The organism is Pseudoalteromonas sp. SIMBA_162, from assembly GCF_046535955.1.
Classification (GTDB): Bacteria; Pseudomonadota; Gammaproteobacteria; order Enterobacterales; family Alteromonadaceae; genus Pseudoalteromonas; species Pseudoalteromonas marina.
Genome location: NZ_JAWJBQ010000400.1, coordinates 1 through 272, shown reverse-complemented (window position 1 = coordinate 272; position 272 = coordinate 1). Strand labels below are relative to the sequence as shown.

The 272-nt window shown below is 63.6% G+C and carries 1 protein-coding gene; it reads left to right on the top strand.

Going from position 1 to position 272, the window contains the following annotated elements:
* Window positions 1-126: 126 nt before the first annotated feature.
* Window positions 127-272, top strand: a 146-nt coding sequence (locus R0J88_RS20215; RefSeq protein ID WP_410900909.1) for an FGGY family carbohydrate kinase, incomplete at its 3' end; no start/stop codon positions are given.

The window sequence follows — 272 nt, the reverse complement described above, 5'->3', positions numbered from 1 at the left end:
CTGGAGCCGACCGGTCTCGACACTGCCGGAACGGCGCCTGCTGATCCCCATCAAGGACCTGCACCTGCCGGAACATTTCGACCAACTGGACATCTGCATCGACCAGGCCGTCCCACAACAAGAGAAATGACCATGCGAATAGCCGCACTTGACCAGGGCACCACCAGCACCCGCGTACTGGTCGTGGACATGCAAGGCCGTGCCGATATCCAACTGGCGCTGCGCCACCAGCAGCATCACCCGCGCCCGGGCTGGGTCGAACACGACCCGCT